This is a genomic window from Bacillus sanguinis (genome assembly GCF_018332475.1).
Taxonomy (GTDB): domain Bacteria; phylum Bacillota; class Bacilli; order Bacillales; family Bacillaceae_G; genus Bacillus_A; species Bacillus_A sanguinis.
The window spans coordinates 1-1,396 of record NZ_BOQB01000542.1; the positions used below are offsets into that span (position 1 = coordinate 1).

3 protein-coding genes are annotated in these 1,396 nt (G+C 36.9%); 2 read left to right on the top strand and 1 reads right to left on the bottom strand.

Annotated features, from left to right (window positions below):
- Both KI369_RS28390 and KI369_RS28395 read left to right on the top strand, forming a co-directional pair.
- On the top strand, positions 1–86 hold an 86-nt coding region (locus tag KI369_RS28390; RefSeq protein WP_212958983.1), incomplete at its 5' end, for an FAD-dependent oxidoreductase.
- Positions 87–170: 84 nt separating this feature from the next.
- Complete coding sequence (locus KI369_RS28395) at positions 171–755, top strand: GNAT family N-acetyltransferase (RefSeq protein ID WP_212958981.1); 585 nt, start codon at positions 171–173, stop codon at positions 753–755.
- Positions 756–779: 24 nt separating this feature from the next.
- Here the strand turns inward: KI369_RS28395 and KI369_RS28400 are convergent.
- On the bottom strand, positions 780–1,396 hold a 617-nt coding region (locus KI369_RS28400; RefSeq protein WP_212958982.1), incomplete at its 5' end, for an aldo/keto reductase.

Here is a 1,396-nt window from a genome sequence, read left to right on the forward strand (position 1 = left end):
CTGGAGACCATACAACGTTATATCACGGATGGATACAAGGGGCAATTGAATCTGGTATTCGTGTTGCGGTAGAGGTGAATGAGTAAAATGTATAAAATTCAGAAATTTCTTTACTGTATAACTTGAGGTGGATATTATTATATATAAAAGAAATATAGGGAGTGATTAGAGTGAATCCGTTATTATTTGATTTTCCTTCTGAATTTTATACTGATAGGCTATTTATTCGAATGCCCAAACCTGGTGACGGTAAAGCTGTATACGATGCAATTGGGGCTTCTATGAAAGAATTAAAACCATGGATGGTTTTTGCACAAAAAGAGCAAACAGAGGAAGAAGTAGAAGTGAGCATTAGAAAATCGCATATTCAATTTTTGCAGCGTGAGGATTTAAGATTACTAGTTTTTTCGAAAGAAACAGGTGAATTTATTGCATCAGCTGGATTACATCGTATTAATTGGGCTATACCTCAATTTGAAATTGGATATTGGATTGATTCAAGGTTTAGTGGAAAAGGCTATATGGTAGAGGCTGCAAAGGGTATAACGGATTATGCTTTTTCTGAACTGAAAGCAAACCGCGTAGAAATTCGATGTGATTCGTTAAATAAGAGAAGTAGAGCGATACCTGAGAAATTAGGCTTTAAGTTAGAAGGTACGTTAGAAAGTGCGAGTGTAGCAGTAGATGGAAATGGATTAAGGGATATGTGTGTATTTGCCATGACTAGAAATACATATGAAAAAGAAGAGCTGTAAAGAAACGGCTCTTCTTTTTGTACATTATGGTACAGGATGCCCATTAGAACTTTCGAAAATTGTAAACCATTGTTGACGATCTAAATTAACTTTAGTAGAAAGAGCGGCTGTTTTAACACGATCTAATTTACCGGAGCCAACGATTGGCATCATGTTAGCTGGATGAGAAAGCAACCATGCATACATAACTGTATCGATGCTAGTAACATCTAGTTCAGTAGCAACCTTCTGTAAAGTTTTACGTACACGTACGGCACGTTCTGATTGACCAGTAAAGATTTCTCCGCCAGCAAGAGGTGACCAAATCATAGGATTGATTCGTTTTTCTTGGCATAAATCAATTGTCCCTTTTTCGAAATGCTCAAGCTGCATCGCCGATACTTCAATTTGATTTGTAAGGAGCGGGAAATCTAAATAGGAACTTAACATATTAAACTGCGAAGGTAAGAAGTTAGATACACCGAAGTGACGGACTTTTCCTGCTTGCTTTAAGCGTGAGAATGCCTCTGCTACTTCGTTTGGATCCATATATGGATCAGGGCGATGAATGAGCAATACATCAATATAATCTGTATGTAAGTTTTGTAATGAATCTTCCGCACTTTTTATTATATGTTCAGCATTCGTATTGTAGTGCGCAA